The 24,521-nt window shown below is 61.9% G+C and carries 16 protein-coding genes; 10 read left to right on the forward strand and 6 right to left on the reverse strand.

What is annotated here, in order from left to right; genetic code table 11:
* Positions 1–57 precede the first annotated feature (57 nt).
* Positions 58–1,275 carry a hypothetical protein gene (locus tag GO014_RS01095; RefSeq protein ID WP_157288782.1) on the forward strand — a complete coding sequence of 406 codons (1,218 nt, stop codon included), beginning with the start codon at positions 58–60 and terminating at the stop codon, positions 1,273–1,275.
* Here the strand turns inward: GO014_RS01095 and GO014_RS01100 are convergent, their stop codons facing one another.
* Complete coding sequence (locus GO014_RS01100) at positions 1,276–3,252, reverse strand: FAD-dependent oxidoreductase (protein ID WP_179952901.1); 1,977 nt, start codon at positions 3,250–3,252, stop codon at positions 1,276–1,278.
* Complete coding sequence (locus GO014_RS01105) at positions 3,249–4,325, reverse strand: FAD-binding oxidoreductase/lyase (protein ID WP_157288784.1); 1,077 nt, start codon at positions 4,323–4,325, stop codon at positions 3,249–3,251. The genes GO014_RS01100 and GO014_RS01105 overlap by 4 nt, the downstream gene beginning before the upstream one ends.
* 105 nt (positions 4,326–4,430) lie before the next feature.
* Between GO014_RS01105 and ccmI the strand changes: the two genes are divergently transcribed.
* The 8 genes from ccmI to GO014_RS01145 all read left to right on the forward strand — a co-directional run bounded on the left by ccmI (position 4,431) and on the right by GO014_RS01145 (position 15,182).
* Entirely contained in the window at positions 4,431–5,543 is a 1,113-nt protein-coding gene (ccmI, locus tag GO014_RS01110; RefSeq protein ID WP_157288785.1) for a c-type cytochrome biogenesis protein CcmI, read from the forward strand.
* On the forward strand, positions 5,540–6,013 hold the full coding sequence (gene ccmE, locus GO014_RS01115; RefSeq protein WP_246204342.1) for a cytochrome c maturation protein CcmE: 474 nt from the start codon (positions 5,540–5,542) through the stop codon (positions 6,011–6,013). The genes ccmI and ccmE overlap by 4 nt, the downstream gene beginning before the upstream one ends.
* Entirely contained in the window at positions 6,010–7,983 is a 1,974-nt protein-coding gene (locus GO014_RS01120) for a heme lyase CcmF/NrfE family subunit (protein ID WP_343030698.1), read from the forward strand. Before ccmE ends, GO014_RS01120 begins: the two co-directional genes overlap by 4 nt.
* Positions 7,983–8,450: a cytochrome c-type biogenesis protein gene (locus GO014_RS01125; RefSeq protein ID WP_157288786.1), complete on the forward strand. Its 468-nt coding sequence runs from the start codon at positions 7,983–7,985 to the stop codon at positions 8,448–8,450. Before GO014_RS01120 ends, GO014_RS01125 begins: the two co-directional genes overlap by 1 nt.
* A 118-nt stretch (positions 8,451–8,568) precedes the next feature.
* Complete coding sequence (locus GO014_RS01130; protein ID WP_116589747.1) at positions 8,569–10,107, forward strand: Do family serine endopeptidase; 1,539 nt, start codon at positions 8,569–8,571, stop codon at positions 10,105–10,107.
* Positions 10,108–10,167: 60 nt separating this feature from the next.
* On the forward strand, positions 10,168–10,839 hold the full coding sequence (locus tag GO014_RS01135; protein WP_343030699.1) for a response regulator transcription factor: 672 nt from the start codon (positions 10,168–10,170) through the stop codon (positions 10,837–10,839).
* A gap of 3 nt (positions 10,840–10,842) precedes the next feature.
* Positions 10,843–12,258, forward strand: a complete 1,416-nt coding sequence (locus GO014_RS19465; protein WP_157288788.1) for an ATP-binding protein — start codon at positions 10,843–10,845, stop codon at positions 12,256–12,258.
* Between the two features lie 44 nt (positions 12,259–12,302).
* A complete protein-coding gene (locus GO014_RS01145) occupies positions 12,303–15,182 on the forward strand; it encodes a bifunctional [glutamine synthetase] adenylyltransferase/[glutamine synthetase]-adenylyl-L-tyrosine phosphorylase (protein WP_157288789.1) in 2,880 nt (959 codons plus the stop codon).
* On the opposite strand, the gene GO014_RS01150 is transcribed toward GO014_RS01145, so the two are convergent.
* A complete protein-coding gene (locus GO014_RS01150) occupies positions 15,179–16,804 on the reverse strand; it encodes a sensor histidine kinase (RefSeq protein ID WP_179952902.1) in 1,626 nt (541 codons plus the stop codon). The two genes, GO014_RS01145 and GO014_RS01150, sit on opposite strands and share 4 nt — an antisense overlap.
* A gap of 237 nt (positions 16,805–17,041) precedes the next feature.
* Positions 17,042–19,678 carry an aminopeptidase N gene (gene pepN / locus GO014_RS01155; protein WP_157288791.1) on the reverse strand — a complete coding sequence of 879 codons (2,637 nt, stop codon included), beginning with the start codon at positions 19,676–19,678 and terminating at the stop codon, positions 17,042–17,044.
* A gap of 326 nt (positions 19,679–20,004) precedes the next feature.
* Here pepN and GO014_RS01160 point away from each other — a divergent pair, with 326 nt between their 5' ends.
* Positions 20,005–21,855 (forward strand): ABC transporter ATP-binding protein, encoded by a 1,851-nt coding sequence (locus tag GO014_RS01160; RefSeq protein WP_116589753.1) that lies wholly within the window; start codon positions 20,005–20,007, stop codon positions 21,853–21,855.
* 36 nt (positions 21,856–21,891) lie between these two features.
* Here the strand turns inward: GO014_RS01160 and GO014_RS01165 are convergent, their stop codons facing one another.
* Positions 21,892–23,862, reverse strand: coding sequence for a putative bifunctional diguanylate cyclase/phosphodiesterase (locus GO014_RS01165; protein ID WP_157288792.1), 1,971 nt, complete (start codon positions 23,860–23,862; stop codon positions 21,892–21,894).
* A 202-nt stretch (positions 23,863–24,064) separates the two neighbouring features.
* Positions 24,065–24,376 carry a YciI family protein gene (locus GO014_RS01170; protein ID WP_116589755.1) on the reverse strand — a complete coding sequence of 104 codons (312 nt, stop codon included), beginning with the start codon at positions 24,374–24,376 and terminating at the stop codon, positions 24,065–24,067.
* Positions 24,377–24,521 lie beyond the last annotated feature (145 nt).

A 24,521-nucleotide genomic window follows, 5' to 3' on the forward strand; every position in this document is an offset into this window, starting at 1 on the left:
ATTGTTTACCACGACCCTATAGGGTCGTGGTGTCATCATTGCTGACCCGAAGACCTTATGAACCAGCCTGCCACGAGCATTCCCCTTGCAACGCCGACGCCTTCACGAGCTGAGGCCGGGGCAAACGCGAGTGTATGCCGGCCATTCTGTGGTCTGATCGACCCGGTGCTGGTCAACGAACCTGTGCTGTTTCCGCTCAGCAGTTCGGTCAGCGTCGAAGCCGCCAGAGGCGCCTGGCTCTGGGTCGTGCGCGACCTGTGTTCCGACTTGATTTCGGCCGATGGAGTGGCCAACGGCAATTTTGCTGCGGCCGATCTCGAGCCCCTGATGCCCGAGGTGCTGGCGCGCATGAAAGCTGCGCTGGAAAAGATTGACGGCGACACCGAAGCCATGCGCCGCCTGCGCGCCCAAACAGGTCGCGAGAACTTCCGGGGCGAAGCTTCTGTGGTCATGGCAGCGCTGAGGGCGCGGGCCTTGTTGCCGAAGGCACAGGGGTTTGGCCGGGCCCTCAATGCGATGACCGATGAAGCTGCACTCGGCGTCGCCCTGCAGTCCATGCCGGTGCAGGATCCCAAGCTGGCCGGTCTGATGTTCCACACCGCAATCGGGCAGGTGGCCAATCCGACCCGCCTCGTCACCGCCATGATCAAGCTGAGCGGCAATGCCAACGAACAGGTCATTGCGCGCAACGGCTTTGGTCCCCTGATTGAAGCGATCCTCGGACATGCACAGAACCAGCTCAGGAACCTGCAGCTGAGTGGCCCTTTTGCCGACATCGATATGGCCTGCCGGAGCCTGGATCGTTTTCACCGCCTCGTGCGATCGCTGACCGGATATGTCGAGTTTGCGCGTGGCAGCCGTTGCACGCAAATGCTCGCTACCATCACCAAAATGGTGTCGGACCGGGTCGAGCCGCGCCTCAAGGAGGTCGTGACCGACCTCAACCAGGCCATGCGCCGCCCGCGCGAGGGCACAGACCGGATCGACAATGACCGCCTGCTGGGCGCCATCAACGGCGTCTATCTGCTCTCGGCGGTCCGTGACTGCCGCGATTCGCTGGCGCTCAATGCCGTATTCGACCAGGCCTGGAGCCAAACCGGGCAGGCCCTGGAACTGCATATCCAGCGTAATCTCGATTTGTTGCGCCAGGACCCCGACGATGCGGTGACAGGGGAAAGGTTGAATGCGGCGATCAAGATGGCCGAGATCCGCTTCAATCCTGAATATGCCGACACGCTGAAGCGTGCCCGGGCCGCAGCAGAGCGGCGCACCTGATCAGGTGTCCAACGGCGCGGTTTGGGCGCGCACGAACTGCCCCTGTTCCCGTACCGTGACTGGATATTCGGTGGCGATCTTGGCCGCCACAATCCCGACGGCCCCAGCTGAATGGTGGCGCAAGATCACGCCGATCGACTGGTCTGGGTGCCTGGTGTCGGTATTGGGAAAGATCAGCGCTCCCGGTTCCAATATGCGTGCTTCCTCCGGGATTATACGAAGGATCTTGGCCTCCGGGCCGTAGCGTCCGATGAGAAAAGCGGGAATTTCGGTAGTTTCGATGGGGGTCCATGAGTCGGGGCTGGGTGGCCCCTGTTCGACAGACAGCGGTACTGACGCCACCCGTTCCTGCGCGACGATACCGGCGGCATCCGCCGGGATCAGTGCAAGATCCACGCCTGCCGCAACCTCGTTTACCGCAAGCGCCTGGGGTGCTTCTGAGAGCATAGTCAGTCCGCGTGGTGCGGTTCGCCAGAACGCCAGTCTGTTCTTGCGTGGCACTTCGGCCGGGCACTGCAGCAGGCCGATACCGGCGTCGAGATAGCTTGGCGCGCCTTCGGCAGCCGGTGCTGCGATTGCGAGCGGACCATCTGGTGTTTCATGCAGCGGATCAATGATCGGATCGTCTACTGGCCGGCGCTCTCGGCCAAGCAGTTGATCGACGGCATCCGCGCCGCTTTGAATGCACCCGCGGCGCGTGAAATAGCCGGCCGCACTGCCAGCCAACGCTATGGAGTCAATATCCCCTTGAGCCGCGAGCCTGCCGCGATCCGCGTCCCAGGCGCTGGCGCCGCCGGCAATGTGCCACAAGGTGAGGTCGGGCTGCCAACCCCCGCAGACCAGCAGTCGGTCCGTGACCAGGGTGGACCCCTGCCGATTTTGTGTGTGGACTGCCAGCAAGCCGCCACCGCGGACAGTGCCGACCGAGGCAACCACCGTGCCAGGCGATTGCACAATTCCGTATGCGCGCGAGAAGGCAATGAAGCGCGACGCGGATTCGGGGCGAGCCTCGAGAATTCGGTCGATGCCAATACCGGCATCGCTTGCCAACATGGCCAATCGATAGGCCGGACTACTGCCGGTCGCCACGATGGCGCGTTGGCCCGTCCACACACCATAGCGCGCTGCCAATTCATAGGCGTCCAGACACCCGGTGACACCAGGCAGCCGGTTGCCCGCAAATATCGGCAAGCGTTCAAGTGCGCCAGTGGCGATGATAATGCGCGCAGCAGCAATATCGATGACCCGACCGCGGCTGGTGCCGGGCGCGGTCTCGATCCGGTGCGCACGTGCAAGGCCTGGTCGTATCGAAAACACCTGGGTCGCGGTCAGGACCGTAATCGCTGCTTCCCTTTCGACTTCGGCACTCAGGCGCGCCATGCTTACTTCGGGTGCATCTTCGCCTTCCTGGGTGCCAAAGAGCCCCGAATGCCCACCGAGAAATCCCCTCGCCTCGACAAGTGTGACGGTCAGCCCTGCACGCGCCCCAGCCAGGGCCGCCGAAAGGCCAGCGACACCTCCACCGATAACCAGCAAATCCGTGGTCGTTTCTGCAGCGCCAGGAATGGTGCGCCAAGGCCGAGAAAGTGGATGGGCCGCATCGAGCTTCAATCCAAGCGTGCGGCCAGGTTGAAACAGGCGCGCCATGCCGCGCGAGCGCTCGACCCCAAAGGTGACGAATTCGGCGCCGTCCTGGGCCGGGGTTCTGGCCATGGGAAGAGCGAATTGCGGGTCATTGGCAAGGCTGGCATGGCTGATGGCCGGGTGGGCCCTCGATGTCAGTCCAATGGGGCTGTCACGATGCTGGCCTACTGTGTCGATGCCAGCGGCCAGAGCGGCGCTCAGCACCGTATCGCCAGCAAATCCGGACACGATCCGCCCGTCGAGCCGGAACCGCAATGGTCTGTTGCGGTCAATTGCAGTGCCGGCAAAGCCCTTGGGCGCGTTCTCCGGCAGCCGATTGATCTGCGGCCTCATGCAGCGTGCTCTTCCTGCGGCCACTGGAATTCGTCGACGCGCGTTTGCCGGCTGGTGCGGTTGACCAGATGTTGGTCGAACCATCGGGCCTCATCTGCAGAGGCCCTGTCAGCCAACCAGCGGGCGAGGGCCGGCGCAATGAACGCCCCAAAGCAGCCAGTGTTCGCGACAATGTCGGCTCCTTGCCCTGCCACGCGTCCAAAAGCAGGTGCCCCGTCTTTGGTCGCCAGCGCGGCATAGCTCGTCTGTCCGGCCTGTTCCACTTGCCTGTTCTGCCCCAGAAGGCCGTGCACATGTTCAGAAAATGCGGACCTCTCGCCTGGGCCAAATGCGGCAACCCCGCCTTCTGCCTGCTGCGTCAGGAACAGCCCCTTGTCCAGTTCGAACATGATGGGGGCAGCCAGCGGCCGGGTCGGCGTGGTCAGGATGCTCGCATGACGCACACGCTGGAACAGCGTCGGCCACTGGCGCAGCGGCAGCCATGCCACGATTGCCTCGTCGTCGGCCAGCACGGCTTGCTGGGCCCGGCTTGTTCCCCCGTCGGTTTCAATCTTCACTGCACCGTCATTGTCGACCGCTACCGAATGCGGCGCCAGGCGCTCCACCGAACAGTCCGTCAACCAGCGCTCCAGCCCAGTTTCCAGTTGCGGGCGGTTCAGCCGCATGGCGTCGCGAAGGACCATGCCCGAACGATTGCCGCCCAGCGCGGATTGCCCAACCGGTTCGGCCGCGATGCCAAATCCCCCAGCCATGTGGCGCATATGGGAGAGGGCTTCAACGGCGCGGGGGTCCTCGGCAAAGAAGATCGGGTCGACACGAGAAAGGGCACTTCGACCGGCAATCCGGGTTGCCAGACGAGCGGCCTCCGCAGAAGTTCCAGTCAGCATGGCCCAGCTTTGTGGCCGTGTAATTGGACCCACGGAAAGGTCAACGCCGCGGGGCAGCCGATAGCCTGCCCGATTCTGCCCGATGAGCAAGACCTTCCGGCCATGTTCGCCGCCCAGCAGCCCCGCCAGAAGCTGAGCCATGGGGGTCGAACCAAAGATCGCAAAGTCGAATTCTGCGTCGCTCATGCGGCAAATAGGCCTGCGACCACCGGCCCCTGTGGCAATGCGTCCTTGCTTTCACGCGCTGTTTTGATGGTTTTTTGCCGCATTCGGCTTATAGAGGGCCATGCCTTGCCGCGTCTGGCAGACAAGCGTTTGGGGCCCATGATTTTCTGGTCGATTGCCATTGCCGTTACCGCCATTGCCTGCGCTGCCTTGTTCTATGCGGCGGCGGGTCGCACGGTCAACGCGACGACCGGCGAAATGGCAGATCAGAACAGACATTTTCGGCTGGCACTTGATGCCATCGAAGCCGATGAGCGCAGTGGCAAGCTCGATGCCAGCCAGGCGCTGGCCGCCAAGGGCGAACTGGCCCGCGAAATTTTGCGCGACAAGGCTGCGCCCGATCCGGCGCCCGCCAGATCGTTCGGTCAGCTACAGCTCCTGTCCGGACTGGCCATCACCGCCGCGCTGAGCCTGGCTCTTTACGCGTTTCTGGGGCGTCCCGACCTGCCGGCCCAACCCTTGGCCGATAGGCCGGAACTGGTTGCACAATCCCTTGATCTTGATGATGCGGTGGCGCGGATCGAGGCGCGGTTGATCGAAGCGCCAGACGATCTGCGCGGATGGCAGGTCATTGCGCCGGCCTATCTAGAAATGGGCCGTTTTGCCGATGCTGCGGAGGCCTATCGCCGGGTGATGGCATTGTCCGCCCCGAGCGCCGACCTGCGCACCGATCTGGCCGAAGCGCTGTTACTTGATGCGAATGGTGCCGGATCCGACGAGGCGATGGATCAGCTTGAACAAGCCGTCGCAGCGGATGCTGGTCATGTGCGCTCGCGTCTCTATCTGGCTGCCGAGTTCATGCGACTTGGTCGCTATGACCAGGCCCAGACCTATTGGCAGCAAGCCATCAACTTGGCGCAGGGCAATGAATCCTGGCTGCCCGCAGCGCGGCAGGGATTGGCGGTTGCGGCAAATGATGGCGTCGACACAACGGCCGCGGACCAGGCCGAGATGATCCAGGGCATGGTTGGTGGCCTTGCCGATCGGCTATATGCTGAGGGCGGTTCTGTCGAAGAATGGAGCCAGCTTGTCCGGTCCTATCTGGTGTTGAATGATCGGGACAATGCGCAGCGCGCTTATGATGCCGCTGTAATCGCCTATCCCGCCGCCTTTGATCGTGGTGAACTCGATACGCTCGCTCTTGATGCTGGCCTGACGCTGAACGGAGATGATCAATGACCATGCCGGCAAACGCCCGCCGCGGCATGACCCGCAAGCAGAAGCGCCTGGCCGTTATTGGAGGTCTGGCCGTTGTGGTCGCGATCGCCACGGCACTGGTGCTAACGGCCTTGCGTGACCAGATCGTGTTCTTCTACGCACCCAGTGATGTGATCGCGCGCGAACTCGCACCGGGTCAGGCGATCCGCCTCGGCGGACTGGTCAAGGAAGGCAGCTGGGCGCGCGACGGACAGGACAACGTGTTCACCATCACCGATGGCGGACATGACATCGTGGCCCGGTATGTCGGCATCCTGCCCGATCTGTTCCGCGAAGGGCAGGGGGTCGTTGCAGAGGGCAGCCTTGGTTCGGATGGGCGCTTTCAGGCCAGCAATGTACTGGCCAAGCACGACGAAAACTACATTCCCAAGGAAGTCGTCGAGGCGCTCAAGGCGCAGGGTGAGTGGCGGCCGGAGGAGGCTGTCCAGTGAGCATCGAGCTTGGACATTTCGCCCTGGTTCTCGCCTTCGCCATTGCCGTCGTTTCGGCAATGGGCGGGCTGCTGCTCTGGCGGCGCGGTGAACGGCTGGCCGCAGTGCTCGGTCAGGCCGCCATCCTGCAATTCGTTCTGGTTTCAGTGGCCTTTCTGGCGGTGGTACATGCCTTCGTGGTGTCCGATTTCAGCCTCGCATTGGCGGCCAATCATTCGCATTCGCTCAAACCCCTGATTTTCAAGATCTCAGGCGTCTGGGGCAATCACGAAGGCTCCATGCTGCTCTGGGTGTTGATCCTGGTGCTGTTTGGCGCTTTGGCGGCCGCATTCCGCCGCAGCCTGCCGTCCGATCTGACCAATCTTGTTCTCGGCACGCAAAGCCTTCTGACCGCAGCCTTTGCCGGCTTTACGCTTTTTACTTCCAACCCCTTTGCACGGCTCTCGCCTGCACCATTGGAGGGCGGCGACCTCAATCCCGTGCTGCAGGATGTGGGTCTCGCCATTCACCCGCCGCTGCTCTATGCGGGCTATGTCGGCTTTTCGATCTGCTTTTCCTTTGCCATTGCCGCGCTGATCTCGGGTCGCATCGATCAGGCCTGGGCGCGCTGGGTGCGTCCCTGGACCATGCTGAGCTGGGTCTTCCTGACCCTGGGCATCGCCATGGGCTCATACTGGGCCTATTACGAGCTCGGCTGGGGCGGCTGGTGGTTCTGGGACCCGGTGGAAAACGCCAGCTTCATGCCCTGGCTGGCCGGCACGGCGCTGCTGCACTCGGCTCTGGTCATGGAAAAGCGCAACGCACTCAAGATCTGGACGATCTTTCTGGCCATCATCACCTTCTCGCTGTCTCTGCTCGGCACCTTCCTGGTGCGCTCGGGCATTCTGACGTCGGTGCACACCTTTGCCAGCGATCCGACCCGTGGCCTTGTGATTCTGGCCATGCTGGCGGTGCTCATCGGCGGCGCCTTTCTGCTCTTCGCGATCCGGTCTCCGGCACTGCGTCAGGGCGGCTTGTTCGCCCCGATCAGCCGCGAAGGCGCGCTCATTCTCAACAATCTGTTCCTGGCCACCGCTGTTGGAGCCGTGCTGGTCGGCACGCTTTACCCGTTGCTGCTCGACGCGCTAACCGGAACCACCATCTCGGTCGGCGCGCCATTCTTCAATTTCACCTTTGGTGCGCTGATGGCGCCGCTCCTGCTGGTCCTGCCCTTTGGCCCGCTCCTGGCATGGAAACGGGCTGATCTGGTGGCTGCCGGGCAGCGCCTGATGGGGTTTGCCGCGTTGGCGGTTTTCCTCGCTATTCTCATTTCGGCCCTGGCGGGCAATTCGATCTCGCTGGTGCCGATCGGGCTGCTGCTAGGGTTCTGGGTGACCTTCGGCGCAATTGCCGAACTGATCGAGCGCAGCCGGCTCGGGCGCATACCGCTGGCCGAGAGCCTGCGGCGGCTGGCGGGATTGCCCCGTAGCATCTGGTCGACGGCGATTGGTCATATGGGACTGGGCCTGACAGTGCTGGGCATTGTTTCAGTCTCTGCCTGGGAGACCGAGCTGGTTACCACGCTCAACCCCGGTGAAACCGCCGAACTGTCGGGCTATGAGATTGCCTTTGACAGCTTCGAACAGCTTGAAGGCGCCAACTACCTGGCAGACACCGGCGTGTTCACGGTGACCGGCCCGAATGGGGGCACCGCGGTCCTGATGCCTGAACGCCGGACCTATGTGGCGAGCGGCACGCCAACCACGGAAGCGGCGATCCAGAGCTATGGCCTGTCCCAGCTCTATCTGCAGCTTGGTGAGCCTCTGGAAGACACCCATGTCATCCGGGTCTGGCACAAGCCTTATATTCTGCTGATCTGGATCGGGGCGCTGGTCATGTCCGGCGCCGGCATCCTGTCGCTGAGCGACCGCCGTGTCCGGTTCGGTGTGCCGCAGGCGGCGCGCAAGGCAAAGCTGGAGGCGTCCCGGTAATGCTGCGTGTCACGCTGATGTGTCTGCTGCTGTTTCTGCCATCGGCAGCTCAGGCGCTTGGGCCTGACGAGATTCTGCCTGACCCGGCCCTGGAGCAGCGGGCGCGCGATATTTCGGCCGGGCTGCGCTGCCTGGTTTGCCAGAACCAGTCTATCGACGACAGCGATGCGGACCTGGCGCGCGATCTGCGCGTACTGGTGCGCGAGCGCCTGAGTGCCGGTGATACCAATGCCGAGGTCGAGCAGTATGTCGTTGATCGCTATGGCGAATATGTGCTGCTCAATCCGCGTCTCGGGCCCCATACAGTGCTGCTTTGGGTGGCCGCGCCGCTGCTGCTGCTCGTCGGCCTGATTGCCCTGTTCATCGCGCGCAGGCGACACGCCGCGATACCTGCCGAAGGCCTGACTGCGGAAGAGGCCACCGCGCTCGAAGCCCTGAAACATGGCAGCGACAAGACCGGGGCCTGACACAATCCCGCCTGCAACATTGCCAAAGCTTAATCTTGGCGCAACTTCATAGAAAGGCGCGCCGTTGCATACGTATCGCCACAAGCTGTTGAGAGCTTAACGAAGGAGATACGTTCCCATGCGTTCGACTATTCTTTCGCGCACCCGCCATTGGCTGGGCGCATCGGCACTGGCCCTTCTGGTCGGCGTCGGCGGCGTTTCCACCGCTTTTGTCCTTACAGGCCAGGCTGCCAATGCGCAGATGCAGAACGCCGCGCAGATCGTTGTGCCTCAGGCACAGGTTCAGCAGGGCTTCGCCGATCTTGTCGAGGCGGTTAAGCCTGCCGTGGTCTCCATCCTGGTCGAGGCCGAGGCCCCCGGTCGCACCGTCCAGCGCGGTGGCCGTGATTTCAACTTCGAGTTCAATTTCCCCGATCTGCCCGAAGACCATCCCTTCCGCGACTTCTTCGACCAGTTCGGTGGCCCCAACGGTCCAGGTGCGCCGGGTGGACAGAGTGCACCGCGCCGCTTCATGGCGGCCGGTTCCGGCTTCATCATTTCCGATGACGGATATGTGGTCACCAACAACCATGTGGTTGAAGACGCAACCAAGGTCACGGTGGTCTTCGAGGACGGTTCCGAACAGGTCGCCGAAATTGTCGGCACCGACGAACGCACCGACCTTGCCGTACTCAAGATTGAGGGCGAGGACCTGCCATTCGTCACTTTCGAGAACGATCTGGAACCCAGCCGCGTCGGTGACTGGGTCGTGGCGGTGGGCAATCCCTTCGGCCTGGGTGGCACTGTGACCGTGGGTGTCATCTCCGGCGCCGGCCGCGACATCGGCGGTTCCAATTATGGTGACTTCCTGCAGATCGACGCTGCTGTGAACACTGGTAACTCGGGAGGGCCGGCCTTCAACGTCAATGGTGAAGTGGTTGGTGTGAACACGGCCATCTATTCCCCCACGGGCGGCAATGTCGGTATTGCGTTCGCTATTCCGTCCCGCACTGTGAAGCTGATTGTTGATCAGCTTATCGAGGACGGCACGGTGACCCGTGGCTATCTCGGTGTTTCGATCCAGGACGTCAGCCGCGATATCGCCGATAGTGTCGGCCTGCCCGACGCGCGTGGTGCCATCGTTCGCGAACCCACCGAGGATGGTCCGGCTGGTGCCGCAGGCGTTGAATCGGGCGACATCATCATCGAAGTCGATGGTGAGCGGATCGATGACGCGCTTGATCTCAGCCGCACTATTGCCAGCAAGGCCCCTGACAGCACCGTTGAACTGACGATCTGGCGCGACGGCGCCGAGACCACCATCTCGGTTCAGCTCCAGCAGCTTGATGAGACGGCAGCCGAAACGCCCGAACAGCCGACACCACCCGAGGCCCTTCCCCAAGCCGCTACGGCTCTGGGCATGACCCTGGTGCCTAATGGTGATGGTTCGGGCGGCCTGTTGATCCAGGACGTTGACGGCGACAGCGCTGCTGCTCAGCGCGGCTTTGCCACCGGTGATGTGATCCTTGAAGTGGACAACAAGCCCGTGGCGGAGCCAGGCGATTTCGATGCGGCTGTCCAGGCTGTGCGTGATCGGGGTCTCAACACGGTCCTGATCAAGATCGCCCGGGATGGAGAGGCCCGCTTCGTCGGCCTGCCGATCGGCGATACCGAATAACAAACCTTGGCCTCCGGGTTTACCCGGGGGCCATCTCCCAGAATTATCGGAGCGTCAGCTGTGAAGATCCTGCTCATCGAAGACGACCGCGAAGCGGCGAGCTATCTCGTCCAGGCCCTCGATGAAGCCGGCCATGTGACACATCACGCCGCAGACGGCGAAACCGGTTATGCCATGGCTTCGGGCATGGATTACGATGTGCTGATCGTCGACCGCATGCTGCCCCGCCGCGATGGCCTCAGCATCGTGGAAAGCCTGCGGGCCGAAGATGACAAGACCCCCGTGCTGATCCTGTCTGCCCTTGGCGAAGTCGATGACCGCGTCACCGGCCTGCGTGCCGGCGGCGACGACTATCTGACCAAGCCCTATGCCTTCACCGAGCTTCTGGCCCGCGTCGAAGTGCTGGCGCGCCGGTCAAGCCCTGCCGAAGCAGCGACCAGCTATACCGTTGGCGGCTTGTCGCTCGATCGTCTCAGCCGAAAGGTCGAGCGCGATGGGGAGAGTATCCTGCTCCAGCCGCGCGAATTCCGCCTGCTCGAATATCTCATGAAGAATGCCGGCAAGGTGGTGACGCGCACCATGCTGCTCGAGAACGTCTGGGACTACCACTTCGACCCCCAGACCAATGTCATCGATGTGCATATGTCCCGCCTGCGCTCCAAGATCGACAAGGGTCATGCCAATCCGCTTCTGCACACCGTGCGCGGCGCCGGTTATATGATCCGGGAGTAGCCCGTGAATCGCTTTGCCCAGGTTTGGCGCACATCCACAGTCCGGCTGACGGCCACATTCATTGCCATATTCATCGTTTTTGCCATCCTGCTGATGGCATTTATCGGTTGGCAATCGAGTGTGCAGATTCAGCGCCAGCAGACCGACGACATTGATCGCGAAATCCGCCAGTTCCAGCGCATCGAGACCAACCAGGGCATTCGGGCGCTGGCTTTCGCTGTCAACCGGCTCTCCTCACAGCCGGGCCCCGGCATCTATTTCCTTGGCGATGCCGCAGGGCTCTATCTGCTCGGCAATGTGGCCGACGTGCCAGCCGAGGTGGTGATCAATCCTGGTGTCTATAGTTTCGACTATGAACGGCCCAATCCGTTGGGTGACGATGTGGTCGAGGAAGGCCGCCCGCCCCGGCAGCGCGAGGGCATTGCGGTGGTCCGATCCATAGAGCTGGGCAACGGCATGCGCCTGGTGGTGGGGCGGGATGTCGTTGAGCGGCGGGGCTACTCGGCCATCATTCTCCAGAGCTTCATGGTTGGCGTCGTTGGTATTGTGCTGTTCTCGCTGATCGCAGGCGGTATTACTGCGCGCCGGGTGCTGCGGCGCATCGATACCATCCAGCAGACCTCGACAAAGATCATGTCGGGCAATCTTTCCGAACGTGTGCCGGTCACCAGGCGGAATGACGAATTTGACGCCCTGGCGACCAATCTCAACGCCATGCTCGACCGGATCGAGCAGCTTCTGCAGGGCCTCAAGGAGGTCACCGACAATGTCGCCCATGACCTCAAGACACCGCTGACCCGTCTGCGCAATCAGGCCGAAGCGGCCCTGCGCGACACGGCCAGCGTTGAAACGCGGGAACAGGCGCTTGAAAATGTCATCGCCGAAAGCGACCGCCTGATCCAGACCTTCAACGCCTTGCTCATGATCGCCCGCGTCGAGGCCGGTGCGCCGTCCGGAGCGCTTTCCGAAATCAATATCAGCGAGATTGTCGCCGACGTTGCCGAACTTTACGGTCCCGTCGCCGAGGACGAAGGTATAGCGGTCGAGACCCGCATTGCCGAGGGCGTTAGGCTCAAGGCCAACCGGGAACTGATCGGCCAGGCCATGGTCAACCTGCTCGAAAACGCCATGAAATATGCGCGTCCTGAAGACGGGAAGTCGGGCAGAATTGATGTCTCGCTGAGCCAACAGGCCGACCGGGTATCCATTTCGGTGGCAGATAATGGCCCCGGCATTCCGGACGGGGAGCGCAAACGGGTGCTGGAACGCTTTGTCCGGCTCGAAAAGAGCCGGTCCGAAACTGGCTCGGGCCTCGGCCTGTCGCTCGTCAACGCTGTAGCGAGGCTCCATGGCGGCACGTTCCGTATCGAGGACAACGCGCCCGGCGTGCGCGCTGTGCTGGAGTTTCCCGCGCGCTAGCGCGCCGCCTTGCCGGGGGGGCGGGGGCAGGGTATGCCTCAAAAATGAGCACAATTCTTGCCCCACTGCCGGCCACCGACACCCCCCTGTTTCAGGCATTGCTGACCGAGCTGCCCGACAACGTAGCCAGCGCCCTTGGCGCCGCGGCGCCCGCGCTCGGTCCGCTGCTTGAGGCAGCACCCTATCTTCTCGATCTGGCGCGCACACATGGCGAATGGCTCGCCCAGGCCCTGGACGCGGGACCGGATCGCGCCTTCGACGCTCTCCTGAGCGAAATGGGCCGCGCAGGACGCGAGGATGAAGAAGCTGCGGTCGCCCATGCACTGCGCCGCGCCAAGGGCCGCACTGCCCTTCTGGCGGCTGTCGCCGAAACCGGCGGTGCCTGGAGCACCGCTCGCGCCACAGAAGCCTTGTCCGATTTGGCCGATGCCGCTCTTGACGCCGCGCTGAACCTGCTGATGCGCCAGGCCTTCGACAAGGGGCATCTGGCGATTTCCGCCGAAGAGGCGCGCGCCGCCAATTCCGGCCTGGCCATATTTGCCTTGGGCAAGCATGGCGGGCGGGAACTCAACTATTCCTCCGATATCGACATCGTCGCCTTTTTCGATCCGCAGAAGCCGGTGCTCGCCGATCCGCTCGAGGCCACCAAGATTTATTCGCGCATGGTGCAGAAGCTGGTCGGTCTGATGGAGGACCGGCAAGCGGGCGGCTACGTGTTCCGCACCGATCTGCGCCTTCGTCCTGATCCCGGCTCGACCCCGGTGGCCATCTCGTTTGACGCGGCCTTGGCCTATTACGAAGTGCGCGGCCAGAATTGGGAGCGCGCGGCCTGGATCAAGGCGCGACCCTGCGCCGGCGACAAGTCGGTCGGTGAGGCCTTCCTCAAGGAACTGGCCCCCTATGTCTGGCGCAAGCATCTCGACTTCGCCACCATTGCCGATATTCAGGCAATGAAGCGCCAGATCAACGTGTCCAAGAACGTCGGCGACATTCGCGTCGAGGGGCACAATGTCAAGCTCGGGCGGGGCGGCATTCGCGAGATCGAGTTCTTCGCCCAGACCCAGCAATTGATCGCCGGCGGCCGCGACAAGGCGCTGCGCGTGCGGCCAACCGCAAAGGCCCTGGCGGCGCTGGCCGAAGCCGATTGGATCAGCCCGCAGACCGCCGAGGAGCTGACCGAAACCTATTGGTACTTGCGCGCCGTCGAGAACCGCCTGCAGATGCTGCGCGACGAGCAGACCCATGCCATGCCCGACAACCCCGAAGCCGTTGCCGTCATCGGCCGGTTGATGGGCGAGGCCGATCTGGCGGCCTTCGAAAAATCCTATCGCGCAGCCCTTGAGCGTGTTGCCCGCTACTATGCCGAGTTGTTCACCCAGGGTGAGACGCTGGGCTCGGGCGAGGGCAATCTGGTCTTCACCGGCAGTGACGACGATCCGGAAACGCTCGAAACCCTGACGTCCATGGGCTTTGCTGATGCATCAAAGGTGATCCAGACCGTTCGCAAGTGGCATTATGGCAGCTATGCCGCCACGCGCACCTCGGCCGCACGTGCGCATCTCACCGAACTGCTCCCCGCGCTGCTGCTGACCCTCGGGCGCGCGGGCAATGCCGATGAGGCACTGGCCCATTTCGACGATTTCCTGTCGCGCCTGCCGGCCGGCGTCCAGCTCTTTGCGCTGTTGCGCAATCATGCTCAGCTCCGAACGCTCCTCGTGCAGTTCATGGCTTCGGCGCCGCGCATGGCCGAGGCCGTCATCCACCGCGCGCACGTCATGGATGGGTTGATCGACCCGGCCTTTGCCAATGACGTCACTCATCGCGATGTGCTGGTGGCCAAGGTGGACGCTTTCCTCGCCGACGCGCGCTCCTACGAAGAGCTGATCGATCGTGCCCGCATCATCGGCCAGGAGCAGAAATTCATGGTCGCGGCGGGTCTCCTCTCCGGTACAGTGAGCGCGCAGGGGGCAGGGGAGCAGTTCACGGCGCTGGCCGAAACCCTGCTCAACCGCCTCTTCGCCAAAGTTCAGGACGAGTTTGCCCTGCGTCACGGCCGTATCGCCGGGGCCGAAGTCGCATTGCTTGCGTTCGGCAAGATGGCGAGCCGGGAAATGACCTTCACCTCCGATCTCGACTTCTTCCTGCTTTACGATGCGCCCGAGACAGAATCCGATGGCGAACGCCAGCTCTCCACATCACACTATTTTGCCCGACTGACGCAGCGGCTGGTGGCGGCTGTCTCGGCTCCAACGGCCGAAGGCGTGCTGTATGAGGCCGATATGCGGCTCCGCCCCTCGGGCAATTCGGGGCCACTGGCAACCAGCCTCGCCGGGTTCCGGGCCTATCACAAGGACAATGCCTGGACCTGGGAGCATTTGGCGCTAAGCCGCGCCCGTGTCATCGCGTCAACTGGTGCATTGGGTGACAAGGTCAACGCCGAAATCGCCGAGGTCATGTCGCGCCCCCGCGATGTCGCAAAAACCATTGATGATGTCGTCTCGATGCGCGCTCTGATGGCCCGCGAACGCAAGCCACGCCATGCCTTCGATCTCAAACTGGTCAGCGGTGGCCTCGTCGACCTTGAGTTTGTCGCTCAATCCGCGCAGTTGGTAGCCGGGTCGGAGGTCAATCTTCCGCAGGAAACCACGGCGCGGGTTCTGGCTCGGCTGGGCGAAACCGGTCTGGTGCCTCAGGGCCAACGCCTGGCCGAAATCCACGGGGTCTATTCAACGGCCTTGCAGGTGATGAGTTCGGCGCTGGTCAGTCCCTTCAAGGAAGAGGCCTGGACCGCCACATTCAAGGAATTGCTGGCTCATCTGTCCAACTATCCTGACTTCGGCCGGCTCGAACTTGATATTGCCCAGATGCGCGGCGAGGTCGAGGCTGCGGCCTCGGAATGGTACGGAAAGGCCAGGGCGTTTTAAGCAGCCAGATTGGCCGCGGCAGGCTCTGTAGGGAGAGAAATCGCGACCGTCGTCCCGATCATCGGGCTGGAGTCGATGGCAAGCTTGCCCCCGCTCAATTCGGCAATCGCCCGGGCAATGGAAATGCCCAGCCCGGGACCAACGCCCTCACGGGTAAAACTGGCGTCTCCCAGAACAAAAGGCTGGCTGAGACTGGCAAGGCGATCTTCGTCCATCCCGATGCCGGTATCGCTGATTTCGATGACCACCCCGTCATCGGCAGCGAAGCTCGCCAGTGTGACCTGACCGCCAGCCTGAGTGAAACGCAGGGCATTGTCCATGATATTTCCGATCATGCGCATTAGCCCCAGCCGGTCGCCGCGCAGGACCGCGCCCGTTTCCCGGCCAGTTTGCAGGGTGATTCCGGCCCGCTGCGCCTGTCCCTGAAACCGGTCGACAACGCTTTGGAGCACTTCGTCCAGCAGCACCGGCTCCTGCCTCAGCGCCTTGCGTCCGCCTTCGAGTTCGGCCAGATCGAGAATGGCACCGAACGAACTCAGCAGGTGCTCACCCGAATTCTTGATCGTGGCGACATAGTCCACATATCGGTCGTCACCCAGGGGACCATAGGTCTGATGCTGCATCAGCTCGGCAAAGCCGATGATATGATTGAGCGGGGTGCGAATATCGTGGCTGAGATGTGCGAGAAAATTGGTCTTTGAGCGGCTGGCCGCCTCGGCCTTGAGTTTCTCTTCGTGGTAGCGGCGCGCGAGCTGTCGTTGTTCCTCGCGGATGGTCTGCAGCAAGGCGTCGGTGCGCTTGGTTTCGGTAATGTCCGAAACCAGCGTCATGAAGGCGCCGTCGCCAAGGGGGCGTTCGTCGATCTGCAGGCAGGTGCCGTCTTTACGATGCAGTTCGAGCAGGCGCAGGCTGTCGTCTTCCCGCACCAGTTTCATATAGCCCCCGGCGATCAGCCGGCTGACCGCCTGGTGGTAGGTCAGGCGGGTGTCGTCAATGTCCAGTCGGTCTCGATATTGCGCATTGCAAACGATTAACTGGCCCGTCCCCGTCCAGCAGGCCAGGCCCATCGGGATGGCCGCGGCAAGCTGATCGTAGCTCTGGCGTTCTTCGGGAGCAGGCACCCCTTTGCGCCGCCGGGCTGACAGCAGTGTGAACAGGCCCGCAAGCGCGAAGGCCGCCGCGCCGCGCCCACTGAGATCGGAGATAAGTGTGGTCTGCTCGACTTCCAGCCCCAGCATTCCATGCGGACCGGCCTCCACCATTTCGGTGAGCAGACCAGGCATGTCGTCCGAAGAAAGGCTCGCCTTGATCAGTCCGCCAGTCCTGAAGGTCGCCGCATCAAGTGCCGCCTCGGCCTCGCTGGCCGATTGCATGGCAATATCGGCGGCCAGCATTTCGCCAATGGCCGAAAGTTCATGCCGGACGTCGGCGAAGGTACGGGTGATGTCGTAGACGACGAACAGGCTGGCAGCGAAAAATGCGGTGGCGGCGACCGCCGCGCTGGTGCGGGTAAAGCGCCAGGCCCAGGGCGCAGGAATTGCTTTGTCGCGGCGTCCTGTCCTGTTCCATTTGCCGACGCGGAATCCAAGTGCGCCGGCGCCGGATGCCCCCGACGACCGCATGAAATTCTCCATCCTTGAAAGGGATTTAGACCCAAACCAAACTTGCCCTTAACAAGGTATGAATCAGGTCGCCCTGTGTTGTCCAGTGTGCCCGGACACGCAAATTTGAGCAGATCGGAAAAAGCAGAGTCGGCTGAATCACTTAGCTGGAAAGAAAAATTCTTCCAAAAAATGGTCAATCAATGCCGGTGTTATGATGGGCCGGGGAACGGCCACGCCGTTCCCAGATAAGCTTGTTCAACCCGCAATGATGCGGTCAAGGATTTCGCCCACATTGCGGCTGAGCGAGTGTTGGTCCTTGAGCGCCTGTAGGGCGGCCATGCCTGCCTCGCGGCGTGGCGCTTCCAGCGTTGGGAGCACGCGGAAGCCGGTGAGAATGCGCGAGGCAACCTGCGGGTTGACCTTGTCGATCTCCACCACCGCCTCGGTGATGAACCGGAAGCCGGCGCCATCTGTGCGGGTGAACTGCACCGGATTGGCCATCACAAAACTGCCCAGCAGCGAGCGCAACCGGTTCGGATTGGTCTTGGGGAAGTCTGGTGCGGTTAGTGTCGCGCGCATCCGCTCGATCACTTCGTCGTCGGGCGCCTGGGCCGAAGCCGTCAGCCACTTGTCGAACACCAGCGGATCACCGGCGAAGCGTGTGCGGAACTCGCCGAGCAGGGCGCTTGCCTCGCTGGTCCAGTTGCGCACCGAGATGGCCATGGCTGCATAGCGGTCGGTCATATTGGTCGCTGCTTCGAACTGTTCGGCCGCAAGGCTGGCGCCGCGCTCCGACCCGGCTGTCAGCAGAGCCAGCAGGCCATTCCGGAGCGAACGTCGCCCGGCCTGGGCCGCATCGGGGCTATAGACATCGCTGCTTGCCAGGGCGCCATAGGCGCCGGCCAACTTGGCGGCCACTGGCGAAACCAGTGCGGTGAGCAGGCTCTTGCGGGCAGCAGCAACCGCATCCGGGTTGACGTCCCTGCCGATATGCCGGCCCACCACCGTCTCGGCCGGAATGTCGAGTGCCTGGGCTTTGAAGGCGTCATCGAGCTCGGCATTGTCCAGCGTGTCGATCAGCGCGGCGCGCAAGGCCTCCACATCATTTTCCGACCATGCTTTGCCCTCTGCTGCATTGGCGATCAGCGCAGTCGACACTGTCTGCAATGCATCCCAGCGATTGAACGGGTCACTGTCATGGCGTGCCAGGAACAGCAAATCGTCCTGACTGAGATTGGTGTTCACTTTCACAGGCGCCGAGAAACCGCGGAACAGCGAGGGGATCGGCTTGTTGGCGACGCCTTCGAATGTCAACGTGACGCTGTCGCCGTCGAGCAGGATCAGATCGCCTTCTACTGCGGCGCCGGACACGCCAGTCCAGCCCATCGGGCTGCCATTGGGGCCGATCAGCCCGAACCGCAACGGGATCAGAAGCGGCTTTTTGGTGGGTTCGCCAGGTGTCGGGTCGATGGTCTGGCTGAGGGTCAATGTGTAGGTCTGGCTGGCAGCGTCATAGCTGTCGGTAACGCTGACCTTCGGCGTTCCCGCCTGCAGATACCAGGTGGCGAACTGGCTGAGGTCGCGCCCGCTCGCATCCTCGAAGACCTTGATGAAGGCCTCGATTGTGGTGGCATCGCCGTCATGGCGCTCGAAATAGAGATCCATCGCCTTGCGGAATCCATCCTCTCCCAGAATGGTGGCCAGCATGCGCACGATCTCCGCGCCCTTCTCATAGACCGTGGTCGTGTAGAAGTTGTTGATCTCGCGGTAGCTGTCGGGTCGCGGCGGGTGGGCCAGCGGACCCCCATCTTCGGGGAACTGGCTGGTGCGCAGATTCTGCACATCATGGATGCGCTGCACCGGTCGGCTGCGCTCGTCGCTCGTGAATTCCTGGTCGCGGAAGACCGTCAGCCCTTCTTTCAGGCAAAGCTGGAACCAGTCGCGGCAGGTGATGCGATTGCCGGTCCAGTTGTGGAAATATTCATGCGCAATGACCCGCTCGATGCCATGGTAATTGGCATCGGTCGCTGTCTCGGGTTTGGCAAAGACCAACCGGTCATTGAAAATGTTGAGACCCTTGTTCTCCATCGCGCCGAAGTTGAAATCCGACACCGCGACGATATTGAACACATCCAGATCGTACTCACGGCCGAACCGCCGCTCGTCCCAGGCCATCGAGCGGATCAGGCTGTCCATGGCATAGGCGCATTCGGCTTCCTTGCCATGGGTGGAGTAGATGCCCAGCTCGACCTTGCGGCCGCTCATCGTGGTGAAGCTGTCCTTGATTGAGCCCAGATCGCCCGCGACCAGCGCAAACAGATAGGCGGGCTTGAGGAACGGATCTTCCCAGACAGCAAAGTGCATGCCGTCGCCCAGCTCGCCCTGGTCGACCAGATTACCATTGGCCAGCAGGACCGGCGCTAGGGACTTGGGTGCACTCATGCGCACCTTGAATGGAGCGAGTACGTCCGGGCGATCAAGATAATAGGTTATGCGGCGGAAGCCCTCCGGCTCACACTGCGTGCACCACGTGCCGCTGGAGCGGTAAAGCCCCATCAGCTTGGTATTGGCCTCCGGCTTCAGCGTGACTTCCGTTTCCAGCACGAAACGCTTATGCGGTGGCTCCACCAGAGTGAGTGAATTGGCATCGCTCGCATAGGCAGACAGTACCAGCGGCGCACCGTCCAGCGCGATCGAGTTGAGCTTGAGCTCATCTCCATCAAGCACCAGCGGCGTGCCCGGCGCGGTGTCCTCGCGCGGTTCTATAGTCAGTTGCGCCCGCACGCGGGTGCTTTCTTCCAGGATCTTGAAATCAAGCTCTACTGACACGATCCGGTACGGCGTCGGGGCATAGTCCTTAAGGTAGATGGTCTGTTCACTCTCAGTGCGCATGAAGCGGTCCAAATGTCATGGTGTTCTGGCTATAAGGTGTGGCCGTCCGGTGACAGCCGATTCTGCATTCTCGTGTATCCTATGCGGCTCTCGACTGCATAGCATGACTCTTGTGGCGTCAATTGGGACGCTGTTGAGGAGGAGGCGCTAGGCGGCCGTCTGCACGTCGTTCCTCTGCGCCTTTTCCGGTCGCACGAGCGATGGTTCCGAAATTTCCGTGCGGGTGCAATCCGTCGGCCAGTTATGCCTTGACCTCAAGCGCGTTTGAGGTCGCTCAGCTATGGCCGACAGAACGCATTCAGCTGTTGAACGAATGGTCTTGAGACATGTTGCGCTGGTTTGAATCACGACTGGACCCCTATCCTAAGGGGGATCCGGCCGAGCCCCCCAAGGGATTGCTGGAGTTCTGTCTCCATTACAGCAACGGCGCCAAGCGCTGGCTGATACTGATGGCGTTGTCGGCCGCGTTGGTCGCCATTGGTGAAATCATTATTTTCGGCTTCATCGGCGACGTGGTGAACTGGCTGGCCGATGCCGATCCCAACACGTTCCTTGAGACCGATGGTTGGAAGCTGGGGCTGATGGGGGCGATGATCGTCATCATCGTGCCCGCCATCATGCTGGTTTCAATGCTGACCATGCACCAGACCCTATTGGGCAATTTCCCCCAGCGTATCCGCTGGATGGCGCATCGCTACCTGATCCGGCAGTCGATGAGCTACTTCCAGGATGAGTTTGCCGGCCGCATTGGGGCCAAGCTCATGCAAACCTCGCTCGCCGTGCGCGAAGTGGTGATGAAGCTGCTCGACATGCTGGTCTATGTCGTCGTCTATTTCACCGGTGCGGTGATCCTGGCGGCTTCGACCGACTGGCGACTGGCCATTCCCTTCTTGATCTGGCTGGCAAGCTATGTGGCGCTCATGATCTATTTCATCCCGCGCCTGGGTAAGATTTCCCAGGCGCAGGCTGATGCGCGCTCGATGATGACTGGCCGCATCGTCGACAGCTATACCAACATCGCCACGGTCAAGTTGTTCAGCCATTCCAATCGCGAAGAGGCCTACGCCAAGGAGGCGATGGATGGTTTCCTCGACACGGTTTACCGGCAAATGCGCCTGTTCACCGTGCTTAACATCCTGGTTCTCTGGTCCAATGCATTGCTGCTCTTTGCAGTTGGCGCCACGGGTATCTGGCTTTGGATGCAAGGCCTGATGTCTCCGGGGTCGCTCGCTGTCTCCCTCGGGCTGGTCATGCGCTTCCAGGGTATGAGCCAGTGGGTCATGTGGGAAATGTCGTCGCTGTTCGAGAACATTGGCACGGTCAAGGATGGCATCAACTCCATCTCGCTGCCGCGTGTCGTTCAGGACGAGCCCGAGGCCAAGGCACTGCCGCGGGTCACGGGCGACATCAAGTTCGAGAACGTTGCCTTTCATTATGGCAAGGCATCCGGTGTCATCGAAGGGCTGAACCTGCACGTCCGCCCCGGCGAGAAGATCGGCCTGGTCGGCCGCTCGGGCGCCGGCAAGTCCACGCTCGTTAATCTGCTGCTGCGCTTCTACGACCGTGCCGATGGCCGCATTTTGATCGATGGGGAGGACATTGGCGGGGTCACGCAGGACAGCCTGCGTGCCAACATCGGCGTCGTGACTCAGGATACTTCCCTGCTGCATCGTTCGGTGCGCGAAAATATCCTGTACGGTCGGCCAGACGCCACCGAAGAGATGATGCGCGCTGCCGCAGAACAGGCGGAGGCCGCGGAATTCATCGAGACGCTGAGCGACCCGAAGGGCCGCAAGGGTTACGATGCCCATGTCGGCGAGCGTGGCGTCAAACTGTCGGGCGGCCAGCGCCAGCGCATCGCCATTGCCCGCGTCCTGCTCAAAAACGCCCCTATCCTGGTGCTCGACGAGGCCACCTCGGCGCTGGATTCCGAGGTCGAAGCCGCCATTCAGGGGCAGTTGCAGATGCTCATGCAAGGCAAGACGGTGATTGCCATCGCTCACCGGCTCTCGACCATCGCGATGATGGACCGGCTCGTTGTCCTCGATAAGGGTGTCATCGTTGAACAGGGAAGCCATGCCGAGTTGGTCGACAGTGGCGGGATCTATTCCCAGCTCTGGGCCCGCCAGTCCGGCGGCTTCCTCGACGTAGATCAGTCTGAAGTCGCGGCGCAATAGGTCGTGGTGGGCGGAGCCAATGGCTCCGCCCTTCTTCTAACCGGCGGCCCGGTCCTCGCGTGAGCGCCGGGTGCGTTCCCGCTGCAGATAGGCATCGACCTCGTCCACGGCCATTGGCCGACCGAAGAAATAGCCCTGCATGACCGTGCCGCCCAAGGCGACAAGCGCCTGCAGCTGTTCCTCGGTTTCCACCCCTTCGAACACACAGGAAATGCCCAGATTGCGGCACAGATCGACCATCGTTTTGACGATGGCGCGGCTGGCAATGTCATTCGTGACCTCTGCCACGAAGCTGCGGTCGATCTTGATCCGATGCAATGGCAATTGCTGCACATGGGTCAGGCTGGAATGCCCGGTGCCAAAATCGTCCAGCGCAATCCGTGCTCCAAGGCCAAGCAGCGTCAGCAGTGACTGATTGGCCTGTTTGAGATCGCGCATCGCCGCCGTTTCGGTCACCTCGAAATCGATCTGGCACGGACCACGCCCACGCTCGAACAACGCCACGATTTGCTCGATCGCGGTGGTTGAGCCAATGTCATTAGCGGAAAGATTGACCGAAAGCCTGATGCTTGGCGGTAGCGTGCGGCTGATCGCCAGGGCCTTGCGAAGCACGCTCTGAGTGACGTTGCTGATCCGCCCGGTGCGCTCGGCCATGGGAATGAATTCTGCTGGAGAGATTTCACCTAGAACCGGGCTGCGCCAGCGCGCCAGCACCTCGAACCCAGTGGTTGCACCGAGCGAAACATCATATTGCGGTTGCAGCACCACATAAATTTCATCATCGAGATCGGCGGAATACAGCAGGTGCTCCATTTGGCGGACCCTGCTGATCTCTTTTGCATGGACCTCCGAGAAGATGACGGAGCTGCCCCGCTGCTCCCGCTTTGCCGCTGACAAGGCATAATCGGCGCGGTCGAACAGTTGATCGCCGGTGTCGCCGGGTTCGGAGACGGCAAATCCCGCTGATGCGGTCAGGCGGATGACGCCTTCGGGCTGTTCAAAGGACAGGCGCATCGCCCCGCACAGGACCTCACCCGCGTGCACAAGGGTTTGACGGTCTATTGGTTCGACTAGGATCAGTCCGAATGTATTGCTTTCCAGCCTGGCCACGAACGAATCCGCTCGACGCAGCGACTCGATACGACGCGCCGCTTCCACGAGAACCCGGTCACCCGCCAATTGTCCAAAGATTTGATTGATCGACTTGAACCCGTCTAGGTCGAGCCGCCCCACCACAATCCGCCGCCCCTCCAGTTCCGCTTCTTGCAGAACCGTGGCGAGGTGTCGATCAAAGCTGCGCCGATTGGGCAGGCCAGTGAGGGTATCCATATTGGCCAGCCGCTGGTTTTCCTCGCCAAGACGCAAGGTTTCTGCTTGCCGTCGAGCTATGGCACTGCGAGAGTCGACCAGGTCTGCAAAGTCGCGAGAGTTGCTCAGCAGAATGATGAGCAGGACCGCGACGACCAGAACCATGTTAATCGCAATGGCGACCAGGGTTTCTTCTCCTGTCGCAGAGAAGAAGACCGTGAAGGGCCCCAACACGCAGATGCCTACGACAAGGGCTGCGACGCGGACATGCATCAGGCAGAACATGCAGCCGATAGTGGTGATGCCCATATAGAAGGCTATCTGTGACTGGAGATATGCGTCGCCATAGGGGAACAGGCTGAAGCTCCAGGCGGTAAAGCCCAGCGCCACCGCTGCTCCGGACCAGATGATGCCGCGGAGTTTGGCACGAACCCTGCTCGGGTCCAGTACGCGCTCTCTCGAGCGCCACCAAGTAATGGTCCTGAGGAGACAGATGGCTGTCAGCGCAGCCGGAATATAGACGGTCAGTTCTATTGGCGCTGCATCCAGATGCGTCCACGCCAGAATGAGCGTGTTGGCGACCAGCATGATGTACATCAACGGCACTTGACGGCTCAGCGCCCGCCATTGCGCAAGGGCGAGTTCAGGCGTGTCAGTCGGCGACGGACTAATTTCAAAGAAGCGTCTGAGTACAGACATGATGCTCGCCTTTCGTCTGACGAGCCTATGCGAACAAATACTAACTTATCTGTAAAAACATTTCCGCTGGCGGGGTTATCCGGACAAATTTTGGAAGGCGCCACGATGCGGTAGCCAACCAGCAGGAGGCCAGAGGACGGCGCAAAAACGCCGCCCTTTGCCGGCTGATTGTACTGGTGCGGCAAATGTCCGAAGAAACCCCCTACATTTCGAGGATTTCACACACCTCGACCGTGCCGCCGTCGCTCAGGATCGGACAGCCTTTGGCGATCTCGTTGGCCGCTTCGTGGCTATCGGCATTGACTACCGTATAGCCGGACAGCGGATTTGGGCCGCCGCCTTCCTCCACGCCTTTGCTGCCGACGGTCATTGAGCGCCCGAGGGGGCCTCCGCCGTCGGCCAGTCTGTCGCCGAGCGAGCCATACCAGTCGTTCCAGGCCTTCATGACCTTGGCACCCTCCTCGGGTGTATCTGGCATGCCGCCTCCGTGATAGGCCAACATGTACTTATTCATGTGACGTCTCCCTTGAGTGCGAAATCTCTGGCTGGCCCGATGGCCGCTCATCGACCGTGGCTCTTGTTCTCGGATCTCGCAGAAAAAGGATACGCCCCCTGGGACACTTGCGAAAGCACATTGGGGTCACGGTTCCGCCATCCAG

The organism is Devosia marina (assembly GCF_009758415.1).
GTDB classification, from domain to species: domain Bacteria; phylum Pseudomonadota; class Alphaproteobacteria; order Rhizobiales; family Devosiaceae; genus Devosia; species Devosia marina.

Excerpts from the sequence above, each read along its gene's own strand:
- GO014_RS01125 (WP_157288786.1), top strand. The coding sequence starts at position 7,983 with ATGCTGCGTGTCACGCTGATGTGTCTGCTGCTGTTTCTGCCATCGGCA.
- GO014_RS01100 (WP_179952901.1), bottom strand. The coding sequence starts at position 3,252 with ATGAGGCCGCAGATCAATCGGCTGCCGGAGAACGCGCCCAAGGGCTTT.
- GO014_RS01165 (WP_157288792.1), bottom strand. The coding sequence starts at position 23,862 with ATGTCTGTACTCAGACGCTTCTTTGAAATTAGTCCGTCGCCGACTGAC.
- GO014_RS01160 (WP_116589753.1), top strand. The coding sequence starts at position 20,005 with ATGTTGCGCTGGTTTGAATCACGACTGGACCCCTATCCTAAGGGGGAT.
- GO014_RS01170 (WP_116589755.1), bottom strand. The coding sequence starts at position 24,376 with ATGAATAAGTACATGTTGGCCTATCACGGAGGCGGCATGCCAGATACA.
- GO014_RS01105 (WP_157288784.1), bottom strand. The coding sequence starts at position 4,325 with ATGAGCGACGCAGAATTCGACTTTGCGATCTTTGGTTCGACCCCCATG.
- pepN (WP_157288791.1), bottom strand. The coding sequence starts at position 19,678 with ATGCGCACTGAGAGTGAACAGACCATCTACCTTAAGGACTATGCCCCG.
- GO014_RS01095 (WP_157288782.1), top strand. The coding sequence starts at position 58 with ATGAACCAGCCTGCCACGAGCATTCCCCTTGCAACGCCGACGCCTTCA.
- ccmE (WP_246204342.1), top strand. The coding sequence starts at position 5,540 with ATGACCATGCCGGCAAACGCCCGCCGCGGCATGACCCGCAAGCAGAAG.
- GO014_RS01130 (WP_116589747.1), top strand. The coding sequence starts at position 8,569 with ATGCGTTCGACTATTCTTTCGCGCACCCGCCATTGGCTGGGCGCATCG.
- GO014_RS01145 (WP_157288789.1), top strand. The coding sequence starts at position 12,303 with ATGAGCACAATTCTTGCCCCACTGCCGGCCACCGACACCCCCCTGTTT.
- GO014_RS01150 (WP_179952902.1), bottom strand. The coding sequence starts at position 16,804 with ATGCGGTCGTCGGGGGCATCCGGCGCCGGCGCACTTGGATTCCGCGTC.